General features: G+C 63.6%; 30 protein-coding genes. 14 read left to right on the top strand and 16 right to left on the bottom strand.

Annotated features, from left to right (window positions below):
• Window positions 1-108 precede the first annotated feature (108 nt).
• The 6 genes from NKI70_RS08630 (at window position 109) to NKI70_RS08605 (ending at window position 4,070) form a co-directional block, all read left to right on the top strand.
• Complete coding sequence (locus NKI70_RS08630) at window positions 109-741, top strand: hypothetical protein (RefSeq protein ID WP_352569720.1); 633 nt, start codon at window positions 109-111, stop codon at window positions 739-741.
• 135 nt (window positions 742-876) lie between these two features.
• Entirely contained in the window at window positions 877-1,284 is a 408-nt protein-coding gene (locus NKI70_RS08625) for a hypothetical protein (protein WP_352724463.1), read from the top strand.
• A 109-nt stretch (window positions 1,285-1,393) separates the two neighbouring features.
• A complete protein-coding gene (gene purM, locus NKI70_RS08620) occupies window positions 1,394-2,458 on the top strand; it encodes a phosphoribosylformylglycinamidine cyclo-ligase (RefSeq protein WP_352472623.1) in 1,065 nt (354 codons plus the stop codon).
• Complete coding sequence (gene purN, locus NKI70_RS08615) at window positions 2,455-3,162, top strand: phosphoribosylglycinamide formyltransferase (RefSeq protein ID WP_352457663.1); 708 nt, start codon at window positions 2,455-2,457, stop codon at window positions 3,160-3,162. The genes purM and purN overlap by 4 nt, the downstream gene beginning before the upstream one ends.
• 50 nt (window positions 3,163-3,212) lie before the next feature.
• Complete coding sequence (locus NKI70_RS08610; RefSeq protein ID WP_352569718.1) at window positions 3,213-3,545, top strand: hypothetical protein; 333 nt, start codon at window positions 3,213-3,215, stop codon at window positions 3,543-3,545.
• 9 nt (window positions 3,546-3,554) lie between these two features.
• Complete coding sequence (locus NKI70_RS08605) at window positions 3,555-4,070, top strand: SixA phosphatase family protein (RefSeq protein ID WP_352569716.1); 516 nt, start codon at window positions 3,555-3,557, stop codon at window positions 4,068-4,070.
• 110 nt (window positions 4,071-4,180) lie between these two features.
• On the opposite strand, the gene NKI70_RS08600 is transcribed toward NKI70_RS08605, so the two are convergent.
• The 7 genes from NKI70_RS08600 to NKI70_RS08570 all read right to left on the bottom strand — a co-directional run bounded on the left by NKI70_RS08600 (window position 4,181) and on the right by NKI70_RS08570 (window position 13,134).
• Complete coding sequence (locus tag NKI70_RS08600; protein WP_352452971.1) at window positions 4,181-4,453, bottom strand: DUF680 domain-containing protein; 273 nt, start codon at window positions 4,451-4,453, stop codon at window positions 4,181-4,183.
• Between the two features lie 276 nt (window positions 4,454-4,729).
• A complete protein-coding gene (locus tag NKI70_RS08595) occupies window positions 4,730-4,966 on the bottom strand; it encodes a DUF680 domain-containing protein (RefSeq protein ID WP_352452970.1) in 237 nt (78 codons plus the stop codon).
• Between the two features lie 194 nt (window positions 4,967-5,160).
• Window positions 5,161-7,383: a cation:proton antiporter domain-containing protein gene (locus NKI70_RS08590; protein WP_502896684.1), complete on the bottom strand. Its 2,223-nt coding sequence runs from the start codon at window positions 7,381-7,383 to the stop codon at window positions 5,161-5,163.
• Window positions 7,384-7,553: 170 nt separating this feature from the next.
• On the bottom strand, window positions 7,554-8,252 hold the full coding sequence (locus NKI70_RS08585) for a DUF2270 domain-containing protein (RefSeq protein ID WP_352569713.1): 699 nt from the start codon (window positions 8,250-8,252) through the stop codon (window positions 7,554-7,556).
• Window positions 8,253-8,308: 56 nt separating this feature from the next.
• The gene (locus NKI70_RS08580) at window positions 8,309-10,417 is read right to left on the bottom strand and encodes a molybdopterin-containing oxidoreductase family protein (protein ID WP_352569712.1); all 2,109 of its coding nucleotides are present in this window, start codon (window positions 10,415-10,417) and stop codon (window positions 8,309-8,311) included.
• 211 nt (window positions 10,418-10,628) lie between these two features.
• The gene (locus NKI70_RS08575; RefSeq protein WP_352724461.1) at window positions 10,629-12,506 is read right to left on the bottom strand and encodes an ABC-F family ATP-binding cassette domain-containing protein; all 1,878 of its coding nucleotides are present in this window, start codon (window positions 12,504-12,506) and stop codon (window positions 10,629-10,631) included.
• A 448-nt stretch (window positions 12,507-12,954) separates the two neighbouring features.
• On the bottom strand, window positions 12,955-13,134 hold the full coding sequence (locus NKI70_RS08570) for a hypothetical protein (protein WP_023677659.1): 180 nt from the start codon (window positions 13,132-13,134) through the stop codon (window positions 12,955-12,957).
• A gap of 132 nt (window positions 13,135-13,266) precedes the next feature.
• Between NKI70_RS08570 and NKI70_RS08565 the strand changes: the two genes are divergently transcribed.
• The 3 genes from NKI70_RS08565 (at window position 13,267) to NKI70_RS08555 (ending at window position 16,083) form a co-directional block, all read left to right on the top strand.
• Window positions 13,267-13,440, top strand: coding sequence for a hypothetical protein (locus NKI70_RS08565; RefSeq protein ID WP_023677660.1), 174 nt, complete (start codon window positions 13,267-13,269; stop codon window positions 13,438-13,440).
• 94 nt (window positions 13,441-13,534) lie between these two features.
• Complete coding sequence (locus NKI70_RS08560) at window positions 13,535-15,616, top strand: ATP-dependent helicase (protein WP_352569709.1); 2,082 nt, start codon at window positions 13,535-13,537, stop codon at window positions 15,614-15,616.
• A gap of 164 nt (window positions 15,617-15,780) precedes the next feature.
• Complete coding sequence (locus NKI70_RS08555) at window positions 15,781-16,083, top strand: DUF982 domain-containing protein (protein WP_023677662.1); 303 nt, start codon at window positions 15,781-15,783, stop codon at window positions 16,081-16,083.
• Between the two features lie 60 nt (window positions 16,084-16,143).
• Here the strand turns inward: NKI70_RS08555 and NKI70_RS08550 are convergent, their stop codons facing one another.
• Window positions 16,144-16,443, bottom strand: coding sequence for a hypothetical protein (locus NKI70_RS08550; protein ID WP_352569708.1), 300 nt, complete (start codon window positions 16,441-16,443; stop codon window positions 16,144-16,146).
• 14 nt (window positions 16,444-16,457) lie between these two features.
• On the bottom strand, window positions 16,458-16,970 hold the full coding sequence (locus NKI70_RS08545) for a DinB family protein (RefSeq protein WP_352457652.1): 513 nt from the start codon (window positions 16,968-16,970) through the stop codon (window positions 16,458-16,460).
• Window positions 16,971-17,046: 76 nt separating this feature from the next.
• On the opposite strand from NKI70_RS08545, the gene NKI70_RS08540 reads away from it, so the two are divergent.
• The 5 genes from NKI70_RS08540 to NKI70_RS08520 all read left to right on the top strand — a co-directional run bounded on the left by NKI70_RS08540 (window position 17,047) and on the right by NKI70_RS08520 (window position 20,695).
• Window positions 17,047-17,760, top strand: coding sequence for a glutathione S-transferase family protein (locus NKI70_RS08540; RefSeq protein ID WP_352724460.1), 714 nt, complete (start codon window positions 17,047-17,049; stop codon window positions 17,758-17,760).
• A gap of 320 nt (window positions 17,761-18,080) precedes the next feature.
• Window positions 18,081-18,716 carry a 5,6-dimethylbenzimidazole synthase gene (bluB, locus tag NKI70_RS08535; RefSeq protein ID WP_352724459.1) on the top strand — a complete coding sequence of 212 codons (636 nt, stop codon included), beginning with the start codon at window positions 18,081-18,083 and terminating at the stop codon, window positions 18,714-18,716.
• A 147-nt stretch (window positions 18,717-18,863) separates the two neighbouring features.
• Window positions 18,864-19,160, top strand: coding sequence for a DUF1905 domain-containing protein (locus tag NKI70_RS08530; protein ID WP_352636517.1), 297 nt, complete (start codon window positions 18,864-18,866; stop codon window positions 19,158-19,160).
• A 245-nt stretch (window positions 19,161-19,405) separates the two neighbouring features.
• Window positions 19,406-19,828, top strand: a complete 423-nt coding sequence (gene ndk, locus NKI70_RS08525; RefSeq protein ID WP_023719783.1) for a nucleoside-diphosphate kinase — start codon at window positions 19,406-19,408, stop codon at window positions 19,826-19,828.
• A gap of 258 nt (window positions 19,829-20,086) precedes the next feature.
• Window positions 20,087-20,695, top strand: coding sequence for a class I SAM-dependent methyltransferase (locus NKI70_RS08520; protein ID WP_352724458.1), 609 nt, complete (start codon window positions 20,087-20,089; stop codon window positions 20,693-20,695).
• 71 nt (window positions 20,696-20,766) lie between these two features.
• Here the strand turns inward: NKI70_RS08520 and NKI70_RS08515 are convergent, their stop codons facing one another.
• The 7 genes from NKI70_RS08515 to NKI70_RS08485 all read right to left on the bottom strand — a co-directional run bounded on the left by NKI70_RS08515 (window position 20,767) and on the right by NKI70_RS08485 (window position 26,374).
• Complete coding sequence (locus NKI70_RS08515; RefSeq protein ID WP_023677671.1) at window positions 20,767-21,036, bottom strand: hypothetical protein; 270 nt, start codon at window positions 21,034-21,036, stop codon at window positions 20,767-20,769.
• 193 nt (window positions 21,037-21,229) lie between these two features.
• Window positions 21,230-21,997 (bottom strand): YbaY family lipoprotein, encoded by a 768-nt coding sequence (locus NKI70_RS08510; RefSeq protein WP_352724457.1) that lies wholly within the window; start codon window positions 21,995-21,997, stop codon window positions 21,230-21,232.
• An 85-nt stretch (window positions 21,998-22,082) separates the two neighbouring features.
• Window positions 22,083-22,562 carry a molybdenum cofactor biosynthesis protein MoaE gene (locus NKI70_RS08505; protein ID WP_352622384.1) on the bottom strand — a complete coding sequence of 160 codons (480 nt, stop codon included), beginning with the start codon at window positions 22,560-22,562 and terminating at the stop codon, window positions 22,083-22,085.
• 3 nt (window positions 22,563-22,565) lie between these two features.
• Entirely contained in the window at window positions 22,566-22,823 is a 258-nt protein-coding gene (gene moaD / locus NKI70_RS08500) for a molybdopterin converting factor subunit 1 (RefSeq protein ID WP_352636513.1), read from the bottom strand.
• A gap of 1 nt (window position 22,824) precedes the next feature.
• On the bottom strand, window positions 22,825-23,421 hold the full coding sequence (pgsA, locus tag NKI70_RS08495) for a CDP-diacylglycerol--glycerol-3-phosphate 3-phosphatidyltransferase (protein ID WP_352481786.1): 597 nt from the start codon (window positions 23,419-23,421) through the stop codon (window positions 22,825-22,827).
• A 101-nt stretch (window positions 23,422-23,522) separates the two neighbouring features.
• Window positions 23,523-25,601 carry an excinuclease ABC subunit UvrC gene (uvrC, locus tag NKI70_RS08490; RefSeq protein WP_352622386.1) on the bottom strand — a complete coding sequence of 693 codons (2,079 nt, stop codon included), beginning with the start codon at window positions 25,599-25,601 and terminating at the stop codon, window positions 23,523-23,525.
• Window positions 25,598-26,374 carry an SDR family oxidoreductase gene (locus NKI70_RS08485; RefSeq protein WP_352594394.1) on the bottom strand — a complete coding sequence of 259 codons (777 nt, stop codon included), beginning with the start codon at window positions 26,372-26,374 and terminating at the stop codon, window positions 25,598-25,600. The genes uvrC and NKI70_RS08485 overlap by 4 nt, the downstream gene beginning before the upstream one ends.
• Window positions 26,375-26,553: the final 179 nt, after the last annotated feature.

The raw sequence follows: 26,553 nt of genomic DNA, 5'->3' as shown, positions 1-26,553 counted from the left end.
GCGAGCCCGAAGCGCGCTATCCTTTGGCCGTTAGGAAACAAGGCGCGCTTTGGATGGACTAATAGGCCGCTAGCAAGGCACGATGCGCAACAGAGAGGGAGTGGAACCTTGTCTTTGGCCGTTGGCGAAGTGCGTAAGTATCTCGATACGTTCATGACGGGACATGGCTTTCGCCGCATCCGGAAAGGCGTCTTCGAAGTCGACCGGAGCGACGATATCAGCCTGATTCTCGAAGAGGCCTTTACTGCAAGCCATGGCGATGTTCATTTGAACATGCTCGTTTACCTGGACTTTCTTACCGTCAGGCCGTTGCTTGAAAGGCTGTACGGCAAAAAATGGATCTGGCCCGGACTGTCGCAGTTTCATCCTGAAACGATATTTAACAATGAGCTGAAAGCTTATGCTCGTTACTTTGAGCACCTTGACCAGACGAGCATAGATAGGTTGCTGGGGAAATATGTCGAGCTGGCGCGACGGATCAGGGCTCAGAACCCGGACCTCGCCAGTTACGTCGCCGGACATAGCGAGTTGCTCGACAAACCTTACGAATTCACACAGCCCTTCGCAGTTCGAATCCTCGCGCTGATTGCCTGCGAAATCGAACTTGGGCACTACGAGCGGGTTAAGCAGGCTGTGCACTGGATTCGAACGAACAATGGCGGAATAGCGCTGAGCGGCTACGCCAAGGCACAACTCGACCGCGTCGACATGGTTCTGGCGGAACGAGAGGGGCGTCCATAAGGGGGGCAGCTTGGGCGACTGTCCACTCCTTTGTCGAGCCAAGACCGTCTGATCCCGCCGTCATCCTTGCGAGGTGCGGCCGTTCATGCGAAGAGCCCGTGAAGCGACAGCCTATTTCCCCACTGCTGAATGACGATGGCGCAGAGAATCACAATCGCTTGGCGAGTAACGCTTTGTTATCTGGCCGGACTGACGGAAAGTCTTTTGGTCTTCGCATTTTTCGGAGCCTCGCACCGCAACGTGGCAGCGCAGGATCTTCTTTCGACCTTCGCTCTTTATCTGGCCGTAGGCGTGGTCGTCTCTTGGCCCCTCTGGCTGACCGCCGCTGTCGTCGCGTTCGTTTTCTCAAGGTCAGTCGCTGCAAAGCCAGGTCTGTGGACTGCCGCGGCGGCTTTGATCGCCGCCGGCTTCTCGTATGGGACCCTGCCCTTCGACGGTGAGATCAGGTCTCTTGCCATCGTCGGAGGCCTCGCCGCAATTCTGGCAGGGATTTCTTTTTACTGTTGGAGTGTATCACGCCCGGTTCCGCCGTTATCCAACTGAAACACCATCATCACGCGCTTGCCTTGCGGGGCAAAACCGTTCATGCGAAGAGCCCGCAAGCGAATGAAACCAGCGACAGGCAAGCGCAACAGATGAGCAGGCGCCGGAAATGAGCAAGCGCAAGAACGGGCTCACCTATGCCGAAGCGGGCGTCGACATCGATGCCGGCAACCTCATGGTCGAGAAGATCAAGCCGCTGGTGCGCGCCACCCGCCGGCCGGGCGCCGATGGCGAGATCGGCGGCTTCGGCGGCCTGTTCGACCTCAAGGCCGCCGGCTTCACCGATCCGGTGCTGGTGGCCGCCAATGACGGCGTCGGCACCAAGCTGAAGATCGCCATCGATGCCGGCAAGCACGATACGATCGGCATCGACCTCGTCGCCATGTGCGTCAACGACATCGTCGTGCAAGGCGCCGAGCCGCTGTTCTTCCTCGACTATTTCGCCACCGGCAAGCTCGATCCCGACCAGGGTGCTTCGATCGTCGGCGGTATCGCTGCCGGCTGCCGGCAGGCCGGCTGCGCGCTGATCGGCGGCGAGACGGCGGAAATGCCCGGCATGTATCACGACAAGGATTACGACCTTGCCGGCTTTGCCGTCGGTGCCGCCGAACGCGGCCAGCTGCTGCCGACCGACGACATCGTCGAAGGCGACGTGCTGCTCGGCCTCGCCTCGTCGGGCCTGCATTCGAACGGCTTTTCGCTGGTCCGCCGCATCGTCGCCGTAAGCGGCCTTGGCTGGGGCGATCCGGCGCCGTTCAATGACGAGGCGACGCTGGCCGAGGCGCTGCTCGAGCCGACGCGCATCTACGTCAAGTCGATCCTCAAGGCGATCCGCAACACGCATGGCATCAAGGCGCTAGCCCATATCACCGGCGGCGGCTTTCCCGAAAATATCCCGCGCGTTCTGCCCAAGGATTTTTCGGCCGAGCTCGATCTCGGCGCCATCGAGGTGCCGCCGGTGTTTTCGTGGCTGGCCAAGACCGGCGGCGTCGCGCCGGAAGAGATGATGCGGACCTTCAATTGCGGCATCGGCATGATCCTGGTCGTCGCCTCCGGCCAGGCGGCGCAGGTCGCTGCCGTTCTGCAGGAGGCCGGCGAGACGGTGACGCCGATCGGCCAGATCGTGCCGCGCCGCGATGCCGGCGTCATCTATCGGGGCTCGATTGGCCTATGACCAGGAAACGGACGGTCGTACTGATCTCGGGGCGCGGCTCCAACATGACGGCGCTGGTTGCGGCGGCGAGCAACCCGGCCTATCCGGCCGAGATCGTCGGCGTCATCTCCGACCGCGCCAATGCCGCCGGCCTTGGCATCGCCGCGGCGCGCGGCATCGCCACCAGAGTGATTTCGCGCTCCGACTATGCCAGCAAGCAAGCGCATGACGAGGCGATCGATGCGGCCCTCTTGTCGTTCGGCGCCGAGATCGTCGCGCTGGCCGGCTATATGCGCATCCTCGGCGCGCGCTTCGTAGAGAAGTGGCAGGGCCGCATGATCAATATCCACCCTGCCCTGCTGCCTGCCTTCAAGGGGCTGGATACGCATGCGCGGGCGCTGCGCGCAGGCATGCGCATCCATGGCTGCACGGTGCATTTCGTCACGCTCGACATGGATGACGGGCCGATCATCGCCCAGGCCGCCGTGCCGGTGATGGTCGGCGACAATGAGGATACGCTGGCCGCGCGCGTGCTCAAGGCCGAGCACCAGCTCTATCCGCTGGCGCTGGGCCTAGTCGCCGAAGGCAAGGCGCGGATGGAAGGCGGCCGCACGGTGTTTTCGCGCTTCGCCGACGATGCCGACAACGCCACGTCGGTGGTGATCGCGCCCGACCCGCTGCGCGAAGAGACCGATCTCGAGCACCTGGCGCGGATCACGCCGTGAGGGTCCGCAGAAACGGCCAATAAATCGCCGGGGAATGACAGAATAGATCAATGGACGTTTTCGACAGCGCGATCCGGACAAAGCGTGATCTCGCCGGCGTCTTCGAGTACGACGAGGCGGACGATCCGAAAAGTGCCACGGCATATTTTTATCTCTGTCGGATCGAGGACGGACGAGTAGGTCCCGTCGTCGGTGCAATTCACCTTCGATCGGGCGATTGGGCCATCACTGAAGCAGACATTTTGGTCAGATGGGATAAAGATGAACGGCATGTAGGCCTGTTCATCTTTGGTGCGCTTTGGGCGAGTTTTGATACCGCCATGGGCACAAAACATGGCGGCGGCTATGGGAAAGACTTTCAGCCGGACATCTCTTGGACTTGAATTGAATCCATGAAGCAACTGCTGCTCCTGCGTCACGCCAAGTCGAGTTGGGACGATCCCGACCTCATCGACTTCGACCGGCCGCTGTCCGCGCGCGGGCTGAAGGCAGCACCACTGGTCGGGCGCGAACTGGCCCGGCGCGGCTGGCTGCCGGAGTTGGCGCTGGTGTCGCCGGCACTGCGCACCCGCGACACATGGCGGCTGGTCTCGGCGGAATTGCCGGCGAAGGTGCAGGCCAAATCTGCCCAGGCGCTTTACGAGGCAGCAGCGGCGGACATCCTCGCCAAGGTGCGGCAAGTGAAGGCGGGGACCGGAACGCTGCTGGTGCTTGGCCACAATCCCGGGTTGGAGGAGTTCGCGCGCGGTCTTGCCGGGGCTGGATCTGATGAAGCGGCGCTGAAAAAACTGGCGGAAAAATTCCCGACCGCGGCCCTGGCTCGGTTCGACGTCGATGGCGATTGGGCCGGTCTCACCTTCGGCAGCGCCCGGCTGACGCACTGCATTTGGCCGAAGGATCTTCGCTAGGGACTGCCTGACAGGCCGGGGGATCGCCGACCTTTCGGCCAAACCCGGCTTCGCACAAACAAAAGCGGCGGGCCAAGCCCGCCGCTCTTCGTGCTCCGGGGTTTGAGGAACTATCGGCCCCAGTTGCCCCGGCCAGATTGGGGCACTACGGGTTGATCAGTGCCGAACCGGGTCGTCGCCTCGGTGTCGACGGCGTTGTGCTCGGCCGTCAGCGGCTTGCGGATGGAACCGGTAAACCCGCTGTCGATGGTGCCGACAGGCGCGTTGCCAACAGGCGCGGCCGGCTGGTTGACGCCGTCCGAACCATAGTGATCACTGCCTGCAAAGGCGCTGCCCGTGGCGACGAGGACGATGGTGGCGACGGTAAGAGCAATCTTGGTCATTTCAGGTACTCCAGTGTACTGGTCATTCGTGAGTTGTCGTTGCTTTCGACGCATTCGAGATGAGAGCGCTGTCCGCGCCGACGAATACGCACCCGGCTTTTTCCGATGTGCACGTTGCTGGACGATTTCAGCAACCGAGATTGTGGCTACAGATGAAACCTGCAGATCAACGTATTCGATTGGCGCAGGATGCTATTCGGCGCACACGCCCGTTGATACGCGAAAGCAAGAGTAGCGGGCCAAGCCCGCCGCTCTTTGTGTTGCGGGCCGTGATAATCAGCGGCCCCAGATGCCTTGGCCGGATTCAGGCGCCACCGACTCGGAGGTTATCTTGGCACCGGTACGCTCGGAAGTAACTGGCTTGCGGATCGAACCGGTGAAGGTGTTGTCGACGTTGGCAGCAGCAGCAGCGGCCGGCTGGTTGACGTTGTCCGAGCCATAATGGTCGCTGCCGGCAAAAGCAGTGCCGGTGGCAACGAGGATGGCGGCGGCGGTAAGAGCGAGCTTGGTCATTTCGGGTACTCCGGTAGTTCTTTAGTCTGTCCGTCAAGTGGCGTGCCTCGGGAGGAATTCGCGTCGCTCGGACCACCCCGTACTCTCTGTCAACAGAACCAAACCGTTCGTTTCGAGTTCTTTTACGTTTGGCTGATCAGCGCTTTCAGAGGCTCGATCGACATTCCTGCCGACGGATCAATGCGCCGTGAAATTCACGCTGCCAGCTCAGCGCCAGCGGCGTCGTGCTTGGGCCGCGCGCTGGCCAGAAGCACGACGGGGCAGTTGCAGGCGGCTAAAACAGCGCCGGCGGTTTCACCGAAGAACAGGTCCTCACCCGGACGTTGGGTGACGCCCATTACAACGATCGCCGCGCCTTTGGCCGCCTCCCGGGTGATCGCCTTGTCGGGTGTGACGCGGGTATGGAACGCTGTGTCGATATGCAGGCCGTAGCGGCCCGCCAGGTCGGCGATGTCTTTCAGGACGGCCTCTTCGCGGCTATGCGACACCGATGTCGACCTGCGGCCCTTGGCTGCCTTTTGCGAGACGTAAAGTATCTTGACCCGCGCCCGGTTTGGACGGGCCAGCGCCAGCGCCAAGTCGGCGGCGCGACGCGCCACCTGGGTACCGTTGACGGGGACGAGAATGCTGGTGCCGGCCCTCAGCGTCGGCATCTTTTCGCCAGCATTGCCGCCGTTCAGGACCAGGCAAAGCGGGCCGTCAAATCCTGCGGCAATGTCGTTGAGGGCCGGCGCGAAGGCGCCATCGGCGGTCAGCACATTGTCCAGGCCGACCAGCAACAGGCCGTATCCCTTGCGGGCCTCTTCGGCGATCGTCTCACCCGTGGCCTCCAATTCGGTGCGGGCCGTCAGGTGGACTTTGTCGACAAGCGTATCTTCGATCCGTTTCACCGCCCGGGCGCTCTTTTTTGCACCCTTCTTGATTTCCTGCAGGGCGCGCTCCTGTCCCTTGCTGTCGGTCGGCCTGTCAACTCGGCCGTCTTTCGGCTGAAGCAAGGTGGTGGGCAGGCGAAGCAAGGTGGTGGGCATGCCGCTGCCTCCGCCGACCAGTCCGGCGAGATATGCAGTGAACTTGCCGATCCTGCTGTCGTCGACCAGCACCAGCAGCCGCTCCAGCCTGGAAATGAAGCCGTATTCGTCCAACGCCTCGCGCTCGACACGCTGCTGCTCGTCGTGCCCAACCGGCAGCCGGCCGAGCGCCCAGCGCAGCATCGGCGGCATGGCCAAGGTGGTGATCACGGCCATGGTGACGATCATGGTGAAGAGATTGTGCGACAGGATGTTCATCGACAGGCCGATGCTGGCGACGATCACCTCGGTCGAGCCGCGCGCGTTCATGGCACTGCCGACGGCGATTGCTTCCTTGAACGACATGGCGGCGAGCTTGGCGCCGATGAAGGCGCCGCCAAACTTGCCGATGCTGGCGATGACCACGAGAGCGCCCGTCAGCATGGCAAGCGTCGGATCGGCAAGAACTGTGAGATCGGCGGAAAGCCCCGCCATGCCGAAGAAGATCGGCATGAACAGCGCGGTGATGACGCCGCGAAGCTGGCCTTCGATATGGCTGGAGAGGATGGGCGATTCCCCGACCAGGATGCCGGCGACGAACGCCCCCAGCACGGTATGGACGCCTATCAAATTGGTGATCAGCGCCATCGCTCCCATGATGATGAGGATCATGGTGATCACCGCAAACTCGCTGCGGAATTGATCGTTGGTCCAGCGGATCAAGGTGAAGACAAGACGGCGGCCAATGGTGAAGGAGAACACCATGAACAGTGCCACCGCGGCGATGGTGGTCACCAGCGGCGCGAACTGTAGCTTGCCATTGGTGGCGATGCCGAAGGTTACGGCGATGACCAGCCAGCCGATCGTGTCCTCGATGATTGCCGAGGAAATAATCACCTGTCCGAGGTTGCGGCGCATGAAGTTCATCTCGCGCACCACCATGGCGACGACCTTGACCGACGAGATCGACAGCGCGGTGCCCAGGAACAGCCCGGCGACGGTGCGCTGCGTCGGGTCAGCCAGCAATGCGTCCGGCAGGAATTGCGCCAGCGCGAAACCGAAGATGAAGGGCACCACGACGCCGGTCGCCGAAATGGAAAAACAGGCCGCGCCAACCCGGCGCACCAGCCGCAGGTCGGTCTCCATGCCGGTCAGCAAAAGCAGCATCAGGATGCCGAGCTGCGAGACGGCGTCGATCATGCCCTTTTGCGCAGGATCACTGGGAAAGATCAGGTGCTGGGCCGACGGCCACAGCCAGCCGAACAGCGAAGGACCGAGCAGGATGCCGCCGATCAGTTGGCCCATGATTGCCGGCTGGCCATAACGCTGCAGCACTTCGCCCAGGCCGCGCCCAACAAGCAGCAGAAGCACGATCTCGGCGACGAAAGCGCCTTCGCCCGAACCACCCATGCCGGAGGCCCGGGTACCGGCAACGAGCGTCTCCGCTGCCCAGGCCGCGCCCGCGGGGACGAAAGCGCAAACCAGCAGTGTCAGGCTGGAACGTGTCGGAGCCTGCCAAGCCATGAAACCCCCATCGCCCAATGCACGTGTCCAACAACGCGCGACAGGGCGTTGCGTTGCTAGACGTGGACGTCACCGAAGGAGAGTTCGCCGTCGTCGCTCTCTGTCAGAAAGGCTGTCACCAGCAGGCCTGCATAGAGGACGGCGACCAGCACGACGATGGCGCCACCAGGAACGGGACCCAGGGCAGCACTGGTGACGGCCTCACGCATCGACCCGACGAAGCCGATGCGGACGCCTTCGGCCAGAAGACTGGGGGTCGACAGTTTGAGGATCCAGGCCAGCAGCAGAATCAGCAGCATGTAAATGTAATTGCGACGCAGGCGGCGCGCCAAAGCCACGCGTTGCGAAATCAGGAATTTCGGCGCGCGCAGGCTCTCGCCGACGATCAACAGCCAATCGGACGCGAAGTCCGGCTGCGGCGAGAATATCTGCGCGAAATAGTGCCGTTCGAACTGGCGCACGCGAGCCCGATAGAAGTCGAAGAAGCGATATCGGCGGGCCTCTATCCACAGCAGCAGCAGAACAAGCAGCATGGCAAACAGCAGCACGCCATGGTGAGCGCTGGCTGTCGAAAGCGAAACGGACAGCATGGCTGCGACAACGGTTATCGCCCAGTTGCTCGTCCGGTCCAGGCGGTCGCGCCACCCAGCCATGCGCGCAATCTCGGCGCGATGAAAGTGGGACATCGTGGTTACGAGTTCGCCGGACGACAGTGTCCTTCCGATGGGATCCGGCGCCGGCAACACTTCTGCCATGACAATGCCTCCACCCGCCACGCGAAAACGGCCGGATGGAGATATCGTTCCGACGCTCAATCCGCCGGGCGCAGCCAGACCTTGTTGTCGTGGAAGGCGGCGCCGCCATAGGGCGCCGGCGCATCGGCGCCGGTCAGCACGTTGATGCCCTCGCCGCGCTCATGGGCGCTGTTCGGCCAGATGCCTTCGGCGACGACCACGCCGCGCTTGATGCCGTCGAACAGTTTTGCGTGCAGCACCACTTCGCCACGCTGGTTGCCGACTTCGACACGGCCGCCGTCGGCGACGCCGAGTGCCGCCGCATCATCGGGATGCAAGAGCAGCTCCGGCCGGCGCTCTTTTGCCTGCGATACCGGCGTTTCGGCAAAGGTCGAATTGAGGAAATTGCGCGCCGGCGAGGTGGTCAGCCGGAACGGGTGCGCCGCGTCCGCCACCTCGATCAGGTCGACGTGATCGGGAAATTCCGGCAGCCGCTGCACAGGCCCGAAGAGGCCCATGCTTTTCGGCGGCCGGTTGGGCGCTGCCTGCCCGGTCCAGTTGGCGCGGAAATGGAACTTCTTGTCGGCATGGCCGAAGCCAGTGATGAAATGCGCGGCCTCGAAATCCGGCTGCAGGTCGACCCATTTGTCTTCCTTCAGACTGTCGAAACTGCCCAGCCCGCGCTTGCCCAGGATGATGTCGATGTGCTGCTGTTCTGTCAGGCCGAAGCCCGGCATGTTGGCAACGCCGAGGCGCTTGCCCAACTCCTCGACAACGAAATGGTTGGTGCGCGGGCCTTCCGGCGGCTCGATCAGCTTCGGCCCCAGCGTGATGTGCTGGTTGCCGCCACCCTTGTAGACGTCGTCATGCTCGAGAAACATCGTCGCCGGCAGCACCACATCGGCGAGCTTGGCGGTGTCGGTCATGAACTGCTCGTGCACGCAGGAAAACAGATCGTCGCGCAGAAAACCTTGCTTCACCAGCCGCTGCTCCGGCGCGACATTCACCGGATTGGTGTTCTGGATCAGCAGCGCCGTCACCGGCGGGCCGCCATAGAGCGCATCCTCAGCCCCGGTCAGCACCGGGCCGATGCGCGAATGATCGAGATGACGGATCGAGGGATCGCGCATCCGTGTGCCTTCGAGCAGTTCCTGGTTGAGCTTGAAGATGCCCGAATTGGAATGGAAGGCGCCGCCGCCCTCATATTGCCAGCAGCCGGTAACCGCAGCGATCGAGGCCGCGGCATGCATGTTGACCGAACCGTTGCGCTGCCGCGAAAAGCCGTAGCCGAGGCGGAAGTAAGTCTTCTTCGTCGTGCCGACGAGCCGGGCGAAGGTCTCGATTTCGTCGACGGAAAGCCCGGTGATGTCTGCCGCCCATTGCGGCGTCCGCGTCTTGAGATGCGCTTCCAGACCGTGCGGATCGTCGGTGTATTGTTCCAGATAGGCGCGGTCGGCCATGTCGTCACGGAACAGCACGTGCATCACCGCGCAGGCCAGCGCGCCGTCGGTGCCGGGCTTCAGCACCAGGCCGAGATCGGCCTGCTTCATCGTTGCATTTTCGTAGACGTCGATGACGACGATCTTGGCGCCGCGTTCCTTGCGCGCCTTGATGGCGTGGGTCATGACGTTGACCTGCGTGACCACGGCGTTGGTGCCCCAGATCACCACGCAGTCGGACTTCGCCATTTCGCGCGGGTCGGGGCCGCGCAGCGCGCCGGCGCCCATCATCCAGCCGGTCCAGGCCAGATTGGTGCAGATCGAACCGAAGAAGCCGGAATATTTTTTGGCGTGCCTGAGCCGCTCGATGCCGTCGCGCTGCACCAGACCCATCGTGCCGGCATAGTAATAGGGCCAGACCGTCTCCGAGCCATATTTTGCCTCCGCCGCGATGAACTTTTCGGCGACGAGATCAAGCGCCGCCTCCCAGCTGGATTCCTTCCAGGTGCCCTCGCCCTTGGCGCCGGCACGGACCAGCGGCTTCAGCAGGCGGTCGGGATGATGGACGCGGTCGGCATAGCGGGCGACCTTGGCGCAGATGACGCCGGCCGTATAGCTGTTGGCCTTGGCGCCATGGACGCGGCCGATGCGCCTGGCGTCGAGCAGCTCGACCTCGAGCGCGCAGGTCGACGGACAATCATGCGGACAGGCCGAATGGCCGATTTTGAGCTTGGCATGCTGATTCATGGGGTCAAACTAGCTGCTTTGGACAACCAGGTGTAGGGCCAGATGACGAGCCAATCCCCCCCAAGTGGGGGAGATGTCCGGCAGGACAGAGGGGGGCGTGAAGGATCGCTACGTCGTCGGTGTGACTCGCTCTTGATCAAACTCCAACGACCGGCGGCTCCAAATGGCTGTCAGGCTGGCGGGAACCCACGAGCGGGGAGATTACGCTCTCCTACTCCGCCGTGCCTTCCTCGTACTCCGCCGACATCGACAGCCATTTTTCCTCATGGCCGGCCAGCTGTTGCGCAAGTTGTGAGCGCTCCTTGGCCAGCCTTGTCGCGGTCGAGGGGTCCTTTTCGTAGACGGCCGGGTTGGCGAGTTCGTCCTCGATCAGGTCGATGCGCTTGCGGAGGCGGTCCATCAGCGCTTCGGTGGCGCGGATTTCCTTGGCCAGCGGCTCGAAGGCGGCGCGGCGCGCGGCCGCATCGCGGCGGCGGTCGGCCTTCGACGCTTTGTCCGCCTCGCGCTTGCCGCGGCGGTCGCCGGAGACGCCGGTAACCAGCGTCTTGTAATCCTCGAGATCGCCGTCATACGGATTAACCGCGCTGTCCTTGACCAGCCACAACCGGTCGGCGGTCGCTTCGAGCAGATGGCGGTCGTGCGAGATCAGGATGACCGCGCCGGGAAAATCGTTCAGCGCATGGATCAGCGATTCACGGCTGTCGATATCAAGATGGTTGGTCGGCTCGTCGAGGATGAACAGGTTCGGCCCCTCGAAGGCCGACAGTCCCATCAGCAGCCGCGCCTTCTCGCCGCCGGACAGGTCCTTGGCTGCGGTGTTCATCTTTTCGGTGGTCAGGCCGAACTGGGCGACGCGACCGCGCACCTTCGATTCCGGCGCTTCCGGCATCAGCCGGCGGACATGCTCATAGGCGTTTTCGTCCGGCCTGAGGTCGTCGAGCTGGTGCTGGGCGAAGATTGCTACCTTGAGCCCGGGCGCCACCGTCATGCTGCCGGTCTCCGGCTTCAGCCGGCTGGCCAAAAGCTTGGCGAAAGTCGACTTGCCGTTGCCGTTGGCGCCGAGCAGCGCGATGCGGTCGTCGGCATCGATGCGCAGCGTCATCTTCTTCAGGATCGGCTCGCCCTCGGTGTAGCCGACGTTGACGTTGTTCAGCGCAATGATCGGCGAGGCCACCGACTTCACCGACTCCGGAAAGGAGAACGGCCGCACCGTGTCGTTCACGATCGCGGCGATCGGCTTCATCTTCTCCAGCGCCTTGATGCGCGACTGCGCCTGCCTCGCCTTCGACGCCTTGGCGCGGAAGCGCTCGACGAAGGATTCCATGTGCTTGCGCGCTGCTTCCTGCTTGACGCGGCCCTTCTCCTGCAATTCGCGCTGCTCGGTGTATTGGCGCTCGAACTGGTCGTAGCCGCCGCGCCAGAAGGTCAGCTTCTTCTGGTCGAGATGGACGATCGAGTTGACGGCGCGGTTGAGCAGGTCGCGATCGTGCGAAATCAGCAGCACGGTGTGCGGGTATTTCGACACGTAGTTTTCCAGCCACAGCGTGCCTTCGAGATCGAGATAATTGGTCGGCTCGTCGAGCAGCAGCAGATCGGGCTCGGCAAACAACACGGCGGCCAGCGCGACGCGCATGCGCCAGCCACCGGAGAAGGACGAGGCCGGGCGCCGCTGCGCGGCATCGTCGAAGCCGAGGCCGGCGAGAATGGTGGCCGCGCGTGACTCGGCCGAGTGCGCATCGATATCGGCCAGCCGCATGTGGATGTCGGCGATGCGGTGCGGATCGGTCGCCGTCTTTTCCTCTTCGAGCAGCGCACTCCGTTCAAGATCGGCCTTGAGCACGATCTCGATCAGCGGCTCCTCGGTGCCCGGCGCTTCCTGCGCCACCTGACCGATGCGCGTGTTCTTGAGCAGGCTGATCGAGCCGGTTTCGGAGGCGAGATCGCCGGTGATCGCCTTGAACAAGGTCGTCTTGCCGGTGCCGTTGCGGCCGACAAGGCCAGCCTTGCTGCCGGCCGGCAAGGTCAGTGAGGCATGGTCGAGAAGCAGGCGTCCGGCCATGCGGAGCGAAAGGTCGTTGATGATCAGCATGGCCGGGCTTTTGCACGGGACAACCATGCTTCGCAAGGGCTTGAGCCCCGGTTCGCCGCATAAGGCGCGAAAACCGGCAAGCAAGTCAGCCCGCCGCGCCGCGACTTCCCGCAAAACGCAAAAAGAACCCGCTATCCTGAGGGGGGACAAGGAGAGCGGGCTCTTTCGTGAACGGCGGCCTTGGGAGCGTCCGATCGACATCCAAACACGCAGGAGCCCGGTTTGTTCCTTGGGAAGAACGAACTATGTGATGAACAAATGCTGCTGTGGCCGGCAGGTTTGTCCACAGGGGCGTGCCGTCTGTACGCTATCGACCATGACGCTGCGGAAAGACTCGGCTATCCTTGGATGTGCGGCGGGCCTGATCTCCGCCTGGCCGGCGCCATCAGCTTCCTCCCAAGCGGCGCCGGCCACCTTCCTTGACCGGCGCCGACGCCATTTGAGGCGGTCATTGTTTCGGCGGCGTGCCGGGCTGATCGCCGCCGGTCGTCGACTTCGGCACCGGATTCTTGTCGACCTGCGGGTTCTGATCGACCGTGTCGCCAGGGGCCTTGGTCGGCTGGATATTGTTGTCGCAACCCGCAACAGTCAGAGCTGCCATAAGCAGCAGGATTGAGCGCTTTTTCATCGCAGTCTCCTCTCGCCCGACAACGAGGCGTCGGCGATTTGGTTGCGCGGCCGGTGTCGTTCCTGCATTCGCCAAGGGGCCTGGGAACAAAATGCCGCGTCTCCGGTTGCTCCACAATCAATGGAGGAAGGCATGATCCGTCTGCTCATCGCCGGGGCAATCGTCTATGTTGCCTATCGCGTCGCCAAGAAAGTGATCGACGAGGTGCCCGACGATTTTGATCCGCTGCTGTTGCCACCGCCGCAGGACGATCGCGAGGCGCTGCGGCGGCAATCGGCAAGGATGGGCGTCGAGCCCGAGCGTTAGTCGACAGGCCTGCCCGCAAGGCTTCTTCGCTCACGGGCCCTATTCCGGCTCCGCAAACCGTTGCGAACAAAGCAGAAACGATGCTTGATGGGCGATGAACCTCGCCGCCCGTGATTCGTCCTTCCAGCCGGCCTATCTGGCGAAGCTCAACGCCGAGCAGCGGCTTGCCGTCGAACATGGCGACGGCAAGATCGCCGGACCGTTGCTGGTCATTGCCGGCGCCGGCTCCGGCAAGACCAACACGCTGGCGCACCGGGTCGCGCATCTGATCGTCAGGGGTGCCGACCCGCGCCGCATCCTTTTGATGACATTTTCGCGCCGTGCCGCAGCGGAAATGGCCAAGCGGGTCGAGCGCATCGCCGGCGAGGTGCTGGGGCGCGATGCCTCGGTGATTACCGATGCGCTGAGCTGGGCCGGCACGTTCCACGGCATCGGCGCCAGGCTGCTGCGCGATTATGCGCTGGAGATCGGTCTCGATCCGGCCTTCACCATCCACGATCGCGAGGATTCCGCCGACCTGATGAACCTCGCCCGCCACGAGCTTGGGTTTTCGAAGACCGAAGCCCGCTTCCCGACCAAGGGCACCTGCCTTGCGATCTATTCGCGCGCGGTCAACGCACAGGCGCCGCTCGGCGAGGTGCTGGGTTCGGTGTTCCCGTGGTGCGCCGGCTGGGCCGAACAGCTGAAGCAATTGTTCGCGCGATATGTCGAGGCCAAGCAGGGGCAGAACGTGCTCGATTACGACGACCTGCTGCTCTACTGGGCGCAGATGGCCGGCGAGCCGGAAATCGCCGCGCATCTGGGTGCACGTTTCGACCATGTGCTGGTCGACGAGTACCAGGACACCAACCGGCTGCAGGCATCGATCCTGACGGCGCTCAAGCCCGACGGATCGGGGCTGACGGTGGTCGGCGACGACGCGCAGTCGATCTATTCGTTCCGCGCCGCGGAAGTGCGCAATATCCTGGATTTTCCCAAGCAGTTCGCGCAGCCGGCGGAGGTCGTCATGCTGGAGCGCAACTACCGCTCGACCGAGACCATCCTGGCGGCCGCCAATGCGGTGATCGGCGAAGCTTCGGAACGTTTCACCAAAAATCTCTGGACCGAGCGCAAATCAGCGGAAAAGCCGAAGCTGGTGAGCGTGCGCGACGAGACCGAGCAGGCGAGCTATGTCTGCCAGGCGATACTCACCGAACGCGAGGCCGGCACCGTTCTCAAAGCGCAGGCCGTGCTGTTTCGCGCTTCGCACCATAGCGGCCCGCTGGAGATCGAACTGACACGCCGCAACATCCCCTTCGTCAAGTTCGGCGGGCTGAAATTCCTCGATGCCGCCCACGTCAAGGACGTGCTGGCCGTGCTGCGCTTTGCCGAAAACCCGCGCGACCGCGTCGCCGGATTTCGCGTGCTGCAACTTCTGCCCGGCATCGGCCCCTCGGCCGCCAATGCGATCGTCGAGACCATGGCGACGTCGCTCGACGAGACGATGGGGCTTGCCCGCTACCGGCCGCCGCAGCGGGCCGCCGACGACTGGCCGGGCTTTGTCGCGCTCTATTGCGGCCTGCGCGCCGGCGCAAAAAAATGGCCGGCCGACATCGAGCAGGTCAGGCTCTGGTACGAGCCGCATCTGGAACGCATCCACGAGGATGCGACGACGCGCCGGGCCGACCTCCTGCAGCTCGAGCAGATCGCTTCCGGCTATGGCTCGCGCGAGCGCTTCCTCACCGAGCTGACGCTCGATCCGCCGGACGCGACCAGCGACGAAGCCGGCCCGCCGCACCGCGACGAGGATTATCTGATCCTGTCGACGATCCATTCGGCCAAGGGCCAGGAGTGGAAGAACGTCTTCGTGCTCAACACCGTCGACGGCTGCATCCCGATCGATCTCGGCGTCGGCAGCAAGGAGGACGTCGACGAGGAGCGGCGGCTGCTCTACGTGGCGATGACGCGGGCCAAGGACAGCCTGCACCTGGTCATGCCGCATCGCTTTTTCGTCCACGGCCAGGCGGCGCGCGGCGACCGCCATGTCTATGCCTCGCGCACGCGCTTCATCCCGCGCTCTATCCTCGGCGCCTTCGAGCAGGTGGCATGGGCCAGCGTCCAGGCCAGAGACGATCCGCGCCGCCAGCCGCAGGTGCGTGTCGACCTCGGCGCCCGCATGCGCGGCATGTGGAAATAGGCACCCGCCTCGACGTCGGCGCTGCTCGCCCGGCGACCGCTCCCGGAGCCGGCGAAAAAACAATCCCGGCAACATGGAACCTCGCGCCGTGATCCGCGTTTCTGCCCGACCCCCAGACCGGAGAACGGCGTCCGCCGTGACCTCCGCCCATTCGAGAGGCCAGAATGCACGACAGGACGTTTTCCACCCCGGTCGCCCTAACTGTTGGCGCCGGCTACAAGCGTACGATCGCTTCGTTCTCCGAGATGCACGAATTCCTGACCGAGTTCCCGCCTTCGCGCCGCCGGCTGAGCTATGGCGCCGCGGTAAAGGCCTGCGAGGCGGCACGTGCCGGCGATATCTCGGCCGAAGCGGCACGCGACGCCCTGATCACCTTCGCCGTGACGGCAGGTATCCTCTGGCCGGCCGCCCAGCCGGCAGTCTCGGTCAAGCCGGTCGCCCGGGGCCTCGGCGGCTACGCCGCCTGACAAGACTCTTCGTCATCATGGCCGGCCGGATTCCGGTCACCAGTGCTGGCCCGGCGGATCCTAAATCAGCTGCCTTCTGATACTCATCCGGGTCACCGCAGTCACAAGAATGGCGCCGATCATGAAATAGATGGTCGCGACGATGTCGCCCTGGTGGAAATAATAACCGGAGTTGAGAAGCGCCAAGACCACGGCGAAGAACGCCACAAGGCGCAAGGGTTCATCGGGCATGCGTGCCAATTCTCGCTGTTGCTGCTGAATGCTGCTGAAGCGGCCGCCCTCACGACCATCCGCTCCATAAAATGTTTCGGCGCGTTTTGCAATCTCGGCAGATCGTCCTCTATCCACCGTCCGCTTCACCAGCCGCCCCAGGTTCAGGCGAAAGCCCTGCCCTCCTCGCTGCGCTGGAACATCGTCAGGTCCAGTCCGAGGCTTGGCTTGCCCAGAATGGTCAGGATCGCATGCGCCTGGCCGCGGTGGTGGGTCTGGTGGTTGAAGAAGTGGTCGAGCGCCGGCGCCAGCCGCTGCGAGACGGTGCGCATATCCGAGACGGTCATGTAGGAGAAGCGGCCCGACAGCGCCTTGTCGCTCAGGCCGTCGACCCAGTCGATGATCCGTTTGTCCTCGGCCTCGCGCGCCAGCCGCAAGCCTGGCAAGGCGCGGTGCAGGATCGTGTCGAGCCTTGCCGGCGCGTCGCCCTCGCCGGTGAAGCGTTTCATCCAGATACGGTCGGCTGCCAGGAGGTGGTTGAGCGTTCCCATCATCGAACCGAAGAAGACGCCGATATTGCGGTCGAACTCTTCCTCGTCGAGATCGGCGGCGGCATCGTAGATGCGGCCGTTGGCCCATTGATTGTAGGCCGCAAACATCCTGAAATGCTGTTTCATTTTCTCTCGACCTGCGAGACCCTGTTTCGCGCGGGTCTGTTTCGGCCATAGTTAGACTGCAAGGACGCTGCCGCCAATGACCATTCTGCTCTACGACCTTGTCGGACGCGACGCCGCCCGCCCATTCAGCCCACATTGCTGGAAGGCGGCGATGGCGCTGGCTCACAAAGGGCTCGACATCAGCAGCGTGCCGACCCGTTTTCTTGAAGTGCCGAAGGTGGAAGGCGGCGTCTCGAAGCTCGTTCCGGTGATCCGCGACGGCGAGACGGTGGTCGCCGATTCCTTCGCTATCGCGCTCTATCTCGAGGAGGCCTATCCCGAGCGGCCGACATTGTTTTCCGGCGACGGCGGTAAGGCGACGGCGCGCTTCATCGAACGCTGGTCGCAGCTGACCATCCATCCCTACGTCACCACCGCTGCGATACTGGACCTGCACGCCATGCAGGACGAGGCAAACGCCGCCTATTTCCGGCAGAACCGCGAGCAGCGCTTCGGCAAGCGCCTGGAGGCGGTTTACGCCACCCGCGACGCCGGGCTCGCCGGCTTCCGCGCCTCGCTGGAGCCGCTGCGCTCGATGCTTGGCTATCAGCCCTTCATCGGCGGCCGGTCGCCGCTATTTGCCGACTACATCGTTTTCGGCGCGCTGCAATGGGCGCGCATCGCCACGCCCTACCGGCTGCTCGACGACAGCGATGTCGTGGCGCAATGGTTCGAACGATGCCTCGATCTGCATGGCGGCCTCGGCCGCAACGTCGCGGCGGCAGCGATCTCCCGCCTTGAGGCCCCTTGAGGGGTGAAATCGGCAGTTTTCATCGGATGCGCCACATTTTGTTCTTGCTTTGTGCCGGCAGCTATGCTACTAATCTCGATATGGTGATGATTCGCACCGACGCCCCGCCCGGCCTGCCGAGGCGGGTTTTGTTTTGCCGATCGAGGTCCACGGCGTTGCCGGCAGGGACGTCGTCCGGCCTTAGCTGAAAGTTGCCAGCCGGCGAAATGCGACAATGCGGGTAGACGAAGTGTCGCTCGAAGCGCCTCATCAGCGCCTGGATCGAAGCAAACAAGACGAACATCCGGCGAACCGGGCAATCACAACAAAGGCAGCGCGCCATGACCGCAAACCCAGATTTCCCGGCCGATTTTCGCGCTGCGCTCGCCAACCTCTTCCTGTGGCGGCGCGACGTCAGGCGATTCAAGCCGACGCCGCTCCCCGATGGAGCGCTGGAGCGGCTGCTCGAGCTTGCCAGCGCCGCACCGTCCGTCGGGCTGAGCCAGCCCTGGCGCTTCGTCGTCGCCGAGAGCGAAGCATGCCGCGCCGCCGTCAGGGCCTGCTTCGAGCGCTGCAACGCGGAGGCACTCCAAAGCTTTTGCGGTGAACGCGCCGCCCTGTATTCGCGCCTGAAGCTTGCCGGCCTGAATGAGGCGCCCTGCCAGCTTGCGGTTTTCGCCGACCGCGCAACCGAGCAAGGGCATGGGCTTGGCCGCCTGACCATGCCAGCCACCATAGACTATTCCGCTGTCATGGCGGTCCACACGATGTGGCTGGCGGCGCGCGCCGAAGGAATAGGCATGGGCTGGGTCTCGATCCTCGATCCGGCCGAGGTGGCGACGATCATGGACGTGCCGGCGGAGTGGACGCTGATCGGCTATTTCTGCGTCGGCTACCCCAGCGAGAACCACAGCGTGCCGGAACTGGAACGGGAAGGCTGGGAGGTCCGGCGCGCTTCGATCGTGATAAGGCGGTAGTGCAACGGCGGCGCTGCCATCCTCTTTGCGCTCCTCCCTTGCAGGGCAGAATGGATATTCTGGATGATTTCGCCGATCGTCAGCATCGCCAACAAGAGACCGTGGCAAGGCCAGTCGTGACGGCCTTGATCTGAGGAAGGGCATTGAATGTTTCGCTGCGACGTGCAGGCCGAGATCTGGGTCTATCCGGGCAAGGGCGGCTGGCATTTCGTGACGCTGCCGCCGGAGCTTGGAGCCCGGATCAAGACGGCGATGGTGGGGATGGCAAGGCCCTGGGGCTCGCTTGGCGTGGAAGCCGTCGTCGGCCAGACCAGATGGCGGACATCGCTGTTTCCCGACAAGAAATCCGGCAGCCTGCTCTTGCCGATCAAGACCGCGGTGCGGGTTCGCGAAGGCCTCGGGGCTGGCGACACGGCCAACCTGACGATCGAGATGCAGTTATGACGACGTAGTCTCAGGCTGGCGACGACGCGCTATAGGGCGGCCAGTCGATCGGACCCAAAGTGAGTACCGGTTTCTGGAAAATCCGATGCTCAGCAAAAAGATGGAGCGGCGGCATGGTTCGACTTGAAAGTCCGCCGCCCCAGCGCAGAAATGCGCGCCGCGCCGGCCTCCCCTTGGCAAGGCGGCGGGCGGCTTGTATAGAGCCCGCCACCCTCAATTCCACTCTCCATCACAAGGACGATCCCATGGCGCTCGAACGCACCTTTTCCATGATCAAGCCGGACGCGACCCGTCGCAATCTCACCGGCGCTATCACCAAGATACTGGAAGATGCCGGTCTGCGCGTCGTCGCTTCGCGCCGGGTGTGGATGAGCCGCCGCGAGGCGGAAGGTTTCTATGCCGTCCACAAGGAGCGTCCGTTCTTCGGCGAGCTGGTCGAGTCCATGTCGTCGGGCCCGACCATCGTGCAGGTGCTGGAAGGCGAGAACGCCATTGCCAAGAACCGCGAAGTGATGGGCGCCACCAATCCGGCAAGCGCCGCCGAAGGCACCATTCGCAAGCTGCACGCGCTTTCGATCGGCGAGAATTCCGTGCATGGTTCCGATGCGCCGGAAACCGCCGCGCAGGAGATCAAATACTGGTTCTCGGACACCGAGATCGTCGGCTGAGCCGGCATCCCGAACCCCATCAAAGAGGCCGGCGCAACGCCGGCCTTTTTTGCTGAAGCGCGTCGCGTTCGACCGGCCTCATGCGACGCGCTTTAGGTTTCTTGTCTTGATGCGTGTCGTTATCGCAAAACCGCTGCACACTTTTGCGCGACATGCAGTAGCGGACATTTTCAGCTTCAGGCTCCTCGACGGGTCACGGGTGCGTTAAGCTCGGAGGGGCGGATCAAACGCGGTCCCGACAATGGAGCCGACCAGGCCATGACCAGCACCATTCCCGGTTTCTTCCAAGGCACCGAAATGCCAACCAGCGGCTGGTGGGAAGCGCTGTGGCCCGAGCCTGCCAGTGTCCTGGCGGCAGTCGGCATGAAGCCCGGCACGGACGTGGTCGATCTCTGCTGCGGCGACGGCTGGTTCACGCTGCTAATCGCCAGGGTCGCCCGTCAGGTCATTGCGATCGACATCGATGCCGATCTGCTCGAAGTCGCCCGGCGCCGGCTGGCCGAAGGAGGCGCGAGCAATTGCGAGTTTTTGGCGGGCGACGCCTATGAACTCGCCAGGCTGGTGCCTCAAACCGTCGACTTCGTCTTTATCGCCAACGCTTTCCACGGCGTTCCGGATCGGCCGCGGCTTGCCCGCGCCGTGCGCGCGACGCTTGGCCCTGCCGGTCGTTTTGCCATCGTCAACTGGCACCAGCAGCCGCGCGAGCAGACCACGGTCCTGGGCGAGCCGCGCGGGCCAAAGACCGAGCTGAGGCTGTCACCCGAACAGACCACCGCGTCGGTGGAAGCGAGCGGGTTCAAGCTCGCCGAGCTGGTCGACATACCGCCCTACCACTACGGCGCGGTATTCAAACTCGCGACAAATTGACAATGCCTGGTGTAGACGGTCGTCGCCCGATAGATCTCGCCCGCCGCCCCCTAGCGGCGGGTTCTGCCAGTCTATTTCGCCTCGCGTTCCTTCACGTTCGCATGTTCGTTCGCCGCTTCCGTGTCGGTGGACGGGGTCTTGGTCTCTTCACCTGAAAACGGGCTGCCCTGCCCCGGTGCGAGATCGCCGCTATGGCCGGCCTTGTTGGTCTGGAACGGTTGGCTGTCCGCTTTGAGACCGTGGTCAAGAGCATTGACGAGATGGTCGTCCGCCTTGGCAAGGCCGGTAAAGGCAAGGAGCGATGCACCGGTGGCGGCAAGGATAAGCGTGTGCGTTTTCATGTCTGGACTCCTTTGAGTTAAGGCCAGAACGAGCCGCAGCCATTCTGGCGGCTTCAACGAAGGGACAAACGTCCCTTTTGCCTTACCCGCCATTTATGAAGAACTAACGCGCCCCCTGCCCGGCCTATTCCCGCTGAAACACAACGTGATCGGCATGCAGCTGCCGCAGAGAGTAATCGGCTTGGGTGATGCGCTAGCTCGCGGCGTTGAAGCGCAGAATGTCGCGGCCGCCGCTGTCAATGATGACAAGCTTGCCGGCGTCGACGTGGTAGGATGCTGCTTTGGCCAGCGCCTCGAACAGCGCCTTTTCCTCGGCCATGACCTCAGGCGCGCAGGCCTTGAAGGTCGAGCCGATGTCGCTGATAGCGATCGTCGAGCCGTTTATCCTGGCGGTGGCGAAATAGACGTTGCAAGGGCCGCTGCCGCCGGCCTTGCCGGCTTCGCTGATCCGGAATGTCGCCCGCGGCTCGGCAATCACGCCGACACCGTCGATATATTCGACCAGCCAGCTTTGGCCGAACACCGAGGCTGCCGCCGGCGCATCGCTCGGCGCCGCCATTTTCAGCATGATGGTCTGTGGCGCGTCGCTGAGCGGGTCGACCTGATGGCGCGTATCGGTGACGAATAGCAGCCGGTCGTCGACAGTGATGCGCGCCTGCAGCGCGTAGGTCATATCAGGCCGGATCACCCGCGGATCGAAGCTGATCTCGAACTTGATGGGCACCTGGCCGGCCGGCACCACCTTGCGCTCACCGATGATTGCGGCCGGCGCGTCGGCCAGCGACACGTCGGCAAGCTGCACGGAAAGCACGGCATTGGGCGGCAGCGCGATGCGCTCGCGATACATCACCTCGCCCTTGAGGGTCTTTTCGGCAGCCGCGGAATGATCCGGAATGGCCAGGATGCCGACGGCCAGCGGCACCAGTCCGAAGATGAAGAACTCGGCAATCCTGTCCAGCATGATCCTGCTCCCCTTCCGGCGAAGGGTCTCGCAGGATTGCGGTCAATGAATGGCTGGCCGGGTATGGGATGGCTGTCGCAGGGATTTATTTGGACGGCGGCTGCTTCCAGCGGCTCGCCGCCTTGTCGTCGGCCTCCTTGGCGTCGACCCAGCCGCCTTCGGAACCGTCGCTATGGTGTTCCTTTTTCCAGAACGGCGCCCGTGATTTCAAATAGTCCATCAGGAAATTCGCGGCCTCGAACGCCGCCTGCCGGTGGGCGGAAGCCGCCACTACCAGCACGATGTTTTCGCCGGGCGCGATCTTGCCGTGGCGATGGATCGCGGTGAGCCCCTGCAGTGGCCAGCGCTCGATTGCCTCGCCGGCGATGCGGGATATCTCGGCTTCCGCCATGCCGGGATAATGTTCGAGCTCGAGCGCGGAGAGCCTGCCTTGCTCGTCGCGGCAAAGGCCGGAGAAGGTCACCACAGCGCCGATGTCGTTGCGACCCCTGGTCAGCCTGGCGATCTCGGCGGCGACGTCGAAATCCTCCGCCTGGATGCGCACGACCGGCACCACCGCGGACATGGTTCAGCCACCGGTCATCGGCGGGAACAGCGCGATCTCGCGCGCGCCGGCGATCTTCTCGCGGTGCTCGACATGTTCCTGGTTGATGGCGACGCGGATCACGTCAGGATATTGCAGCGCGTTCTCGTACTCCTCGCCGCGCGATTTCAGCCAGCGCAACAGGTCGGCGACCGTTTCGATGCCGGCCGGCAGGTCGACGTCCTCCTCCGGTCTGCCGATCCGCTCGCGCACCCAGGCGAAATAGATGAGCTTCGTCGACATGTTACTCGTCCATGATGTGCTTGAGGCCGGCGCGGAAATAGTCGTAGCCGGTGTAGAGCGTCACCAGGGCTGCGATCCACAGCAGCACCAGCCCGGTCTGGGTGGTCAGCGGGAAGATCTTGTCGCCGGCGGGACCTGCCAGCAGGAAGGCGATGGCGATCATCTGGATGGTGGTCTTCCATTTGGCGAGCTGCGTCACCGGCACCGAAACCTTCAAGGCCGCCAGATATTCGCGCAGGCCCGAGACCAGGATCTCGCGGCACAGGATGATGATCGCCGCCCATAGCGACCAGCCGGCGATGCCGGCATGGCGGTCGGTGTCGGCGGCAAGCAGCAGCAGGCAAGTGGCGACCAGCAGCTTGTCGGCGATCGGGTCGAGCATCTTGCCGATGTTGGAGGTCTGCTGCCAGGCGCGCGCCAGATAGCCGTCGAAGTAATCGGTGATCGAGGCGAGCAGGAAAATGATGAGCGCCGACCAGCGCGCGAAGTCGCTCGATTTCAGATGCCCTTCCAGGAAGAAGCACAGCACCACCAGCGGCACCGCCAGGATGCGGGCATAAGTGAGCATGTTGGGCAGGTTGAACGCGCGCTGAGCCATGTTTTGGGAACTCTTTCTGCCTGCTTAGTCAAATCAGAAGCGAATGTGGGGGGTCAACAGGCCAGAATCGATTAGCCAGCCGAAATATCGGCAATAGGGGCTTAGCTCTCGTGAAAATGATTGTAGACCAATTTCGCCACCTGCTCGGAAATGCCGTCGACCTTGACCAGGTCCTCGACGGCGGCGCGGCTGACCGCCTTGGCCGTACCAAAATGCATCAGCAGCGCGCGCTTGCGGCCGGGGCCGATGCCGCTGATCTCGTCGAGCGGGCTCTTGACCATCTCCTTCTTGCGGCGGGCGCGGTGCGAACCGATGGCGAAACGATGGACCTCGTCGCGCAGCCGCTGGACGAAATAGAGGACCGGATCGCGTACGGGCAGCGAGAATGGGGCCTTGCCCTTGACGAAGAAGCGTTCGCGGCCTGCATCACGGTCCTGACCCTTGGCGATGCCGATGGCCACGACGCGGTCCTCGATGCCGAGATCGGCGAGGATCTTGCGCACCGCCGTCATCTGCCCTTGGCCGCCGTCGATGAGGATGACGTCGGGCCAGGCCGGGAAGCCGCCGGCGTCCTCGATATCGTCGCCCGGTCCGGTAGGGCCCGCCTCGTCCGCGCCCTCGGTTTGCGGGGCATCGCCATGTTCCTTCAACAGCCGCGAGAAGCGCCGCTGCATCACCTCGCGCATCATGCCGAAATCGTCGCCCGGCGTGATCTCGGTCGAGCGGATGTTGAACTTTCGATACTGGTTCTTCACAAAACCTTCCGGCCCGGCGACGACCATGGCGCCGACGGCGTTGGTGCCCATGATGTGCGAGTTGTCATAGACCTCGATGCGCACCGGCGGTTTTTCCACGCCGAAGGTCTCGGCAAAGCCAGTGAGCAGCCGCGCCTGGGTCGAGGTTTCGGCGAGCCGCCGGCCGAGCGCCTCGCGCGCGTTCTGCCGCGCGTTGTCGGTCAGGTCCTTCTTCTCGCCGCGCTGCGGCACGGAGATCGACACCTTGCGGCCGGCGCGGGTGGAGAGGGCCTCCGCCAGCAAGTCCTGGTCCTCGACGCCATGCGACAACAGGATGGTGCGCGGCGTCGGCTTGTCGTCGTAGAACTGCGCCAGGAACGATCCCAGCACCTCGCCGGCTTCGAGCGCCGGATCGGCCTTGGGAAAATAGGCGCGGTTGCCCCAGTTCTGGCCGGTGCGGAAGAAGAACACCTGGATGCAGACCTGGCCGCCCTCCTGATGGATGGCGAAGACATCGGCCTCGTCGACGGTCTGCGGATTGATGCCTTGATGGCTCTGCACATGCGACAGCGCCGCCAGCCGATCGCGATAGATGGCGGCGCGTTCGAAATCGAGGTTCTCCGAAGCCTGCTGCATGGCGGCGGAGATCTCCGTCTTCACCTTCTGGCTGCGGCCGGAGAGAAAATCCTTCGCCTCGGCGACAAGCCTTGCATAGTCGCCGTGCGAGATTTCGCCGGTGCACGGGCCGGCGCAGCGCTTGATCTGGAACAAAAGGCAAGGCCGGGTGCGGTTCTCGTAGAAGGAGTCGGTGCAGCTCCTGAGCAGGAAGGCGCGCTGCAGCGAGTTGATGGTACGGCCAACTGCGCCGGCCGAGGCGAAGGGGCCGAAATAATCGCCCTTGCGCGAGCGCGCGCCGCGGTGCTTGTAAATACCGGGCGAGACATGATCGCCGGTCAATAGGATATAGGGGAACGACTTGTCGTCGCGCATCAGCACGTTGAAGCGTGGCCGCAAGCGCTTGATGAGGTTGGCTTCAAGCAGCAGCGCTTCGATCTCGGTACGGGTGACGACGAACTCCATGGTCGACGTCTCGCGCACCATGCGGCCGATGCGGCTGGTGTGGAACCGGCCTTGCGCGTAGCTGGTGACCCGCTTCTTCAGGCTGCGTGCCTTGCCGACATAGAGCACGTCGCCGGCGGCATTCATCATGCGGTAGACGCCGGGCGCATTGGGCAGCCGCTTTACCAGCGTCTGGATCACCTCGGCGCCGACCATGCCGTCGGCGTCGCCGGCATGCGGGGTCCAGTCGATGGCGGTGAAGGTAACGTCCGGACCGCTGGCTGCAGGCTCGACGACTTCCTCGGCCGCCTCGTCCTCGAGGTCGATTTCGGGCGGCAGGTCGTCGGCGCCACCGCGCGTTTTTTGTTTCTGGTCCATGGGGCTCATTCCGTCATGCCTGTCACATCGGGCGTCTGCCATGCAAGATGCTGGCCGCCGTCAAGCGCGATCATCTGGCCGGTGACCGAGCGTGCCGCCCAGAGATAACGGATAGTGGCACCGAATTCCGGCAATTCCGGGCCGCGTTTCAGGATCAGCCCGGCAATCTGGGCATCGAAATCGCTGTCGTGCTGGCGCGTGTTCTTCAAGGTCGGGCCAGGACCAATGGCGTTGACACGGATGCGGGGACCCAGCGCCTGCGCCATCATCTCGGTCGCCGCCCACAAGGTCGACTTCGACAGCGCATAGGAAAAATAACGCGGCGTCGGTCGCCAGACGCGCTGATCGATCATGTTGACGATCAGCCCCTCACTGTTCTGCGGCAAGGCCCGGGCGAAAGTCTGCGCCAACAGCGCCGGCGCCTTGACATGCATGGCGAAATGGCGATCCCAGGCCGGCCAGTCGAAATCCTCAACGCTGTCGTGCTCGAACAGCGAGGCGTTGTTGACCAGCAGCGACACCGGCCCGAGCGCCGCCGCCGCGCGACCGACCAGGTCGCCGACGGCGTCCATCTCGGTCAGGTCGGCAGCAATCACTGCGGCCCGGCCATGTCGACCAAAATGACCACTGGTGATCTGGGCCGCCAGTTCCTCCGCCTCGGCCAGCGAGCGATTGCAATGAATGGCGACGGCAAAACCATGCGCGGCAAGATCTTCGACGATCGCCCTGCCGATCCGCTTCGCCCCGCCCGTCACCAGTGCCGTCGCGGCGACCTTGCTCATCTGTCAATCCTTAATCCGATGCCGATTCCGACCTGCCGGGATCGCGCCGGCAAATTATGGCCCGCCAAGCGTTAAATCCCATTTCCACCTGGGGCAGGATTGTGGCAAAGTGGCCGGTGGGCGTTTTGGCTCGACCGGAATTCGGGCCAGCCCGCCCGCAATATAGGGCGCTGGAGCCC

Origin of the sequence: Mesorhizobium sp. M0500 (genome assembly GCF_040321165.1) — a bacterium.
Classification (GTDB): domain Bacteria; phylum Pseudomonadota; class Alphaproteobacteria; order Rhizobiales; family Rhizobiaceae; genus Mesorhizobium.
This window is presented reverse-complemented; position numbering and strand designations above follow the sequence as displayed.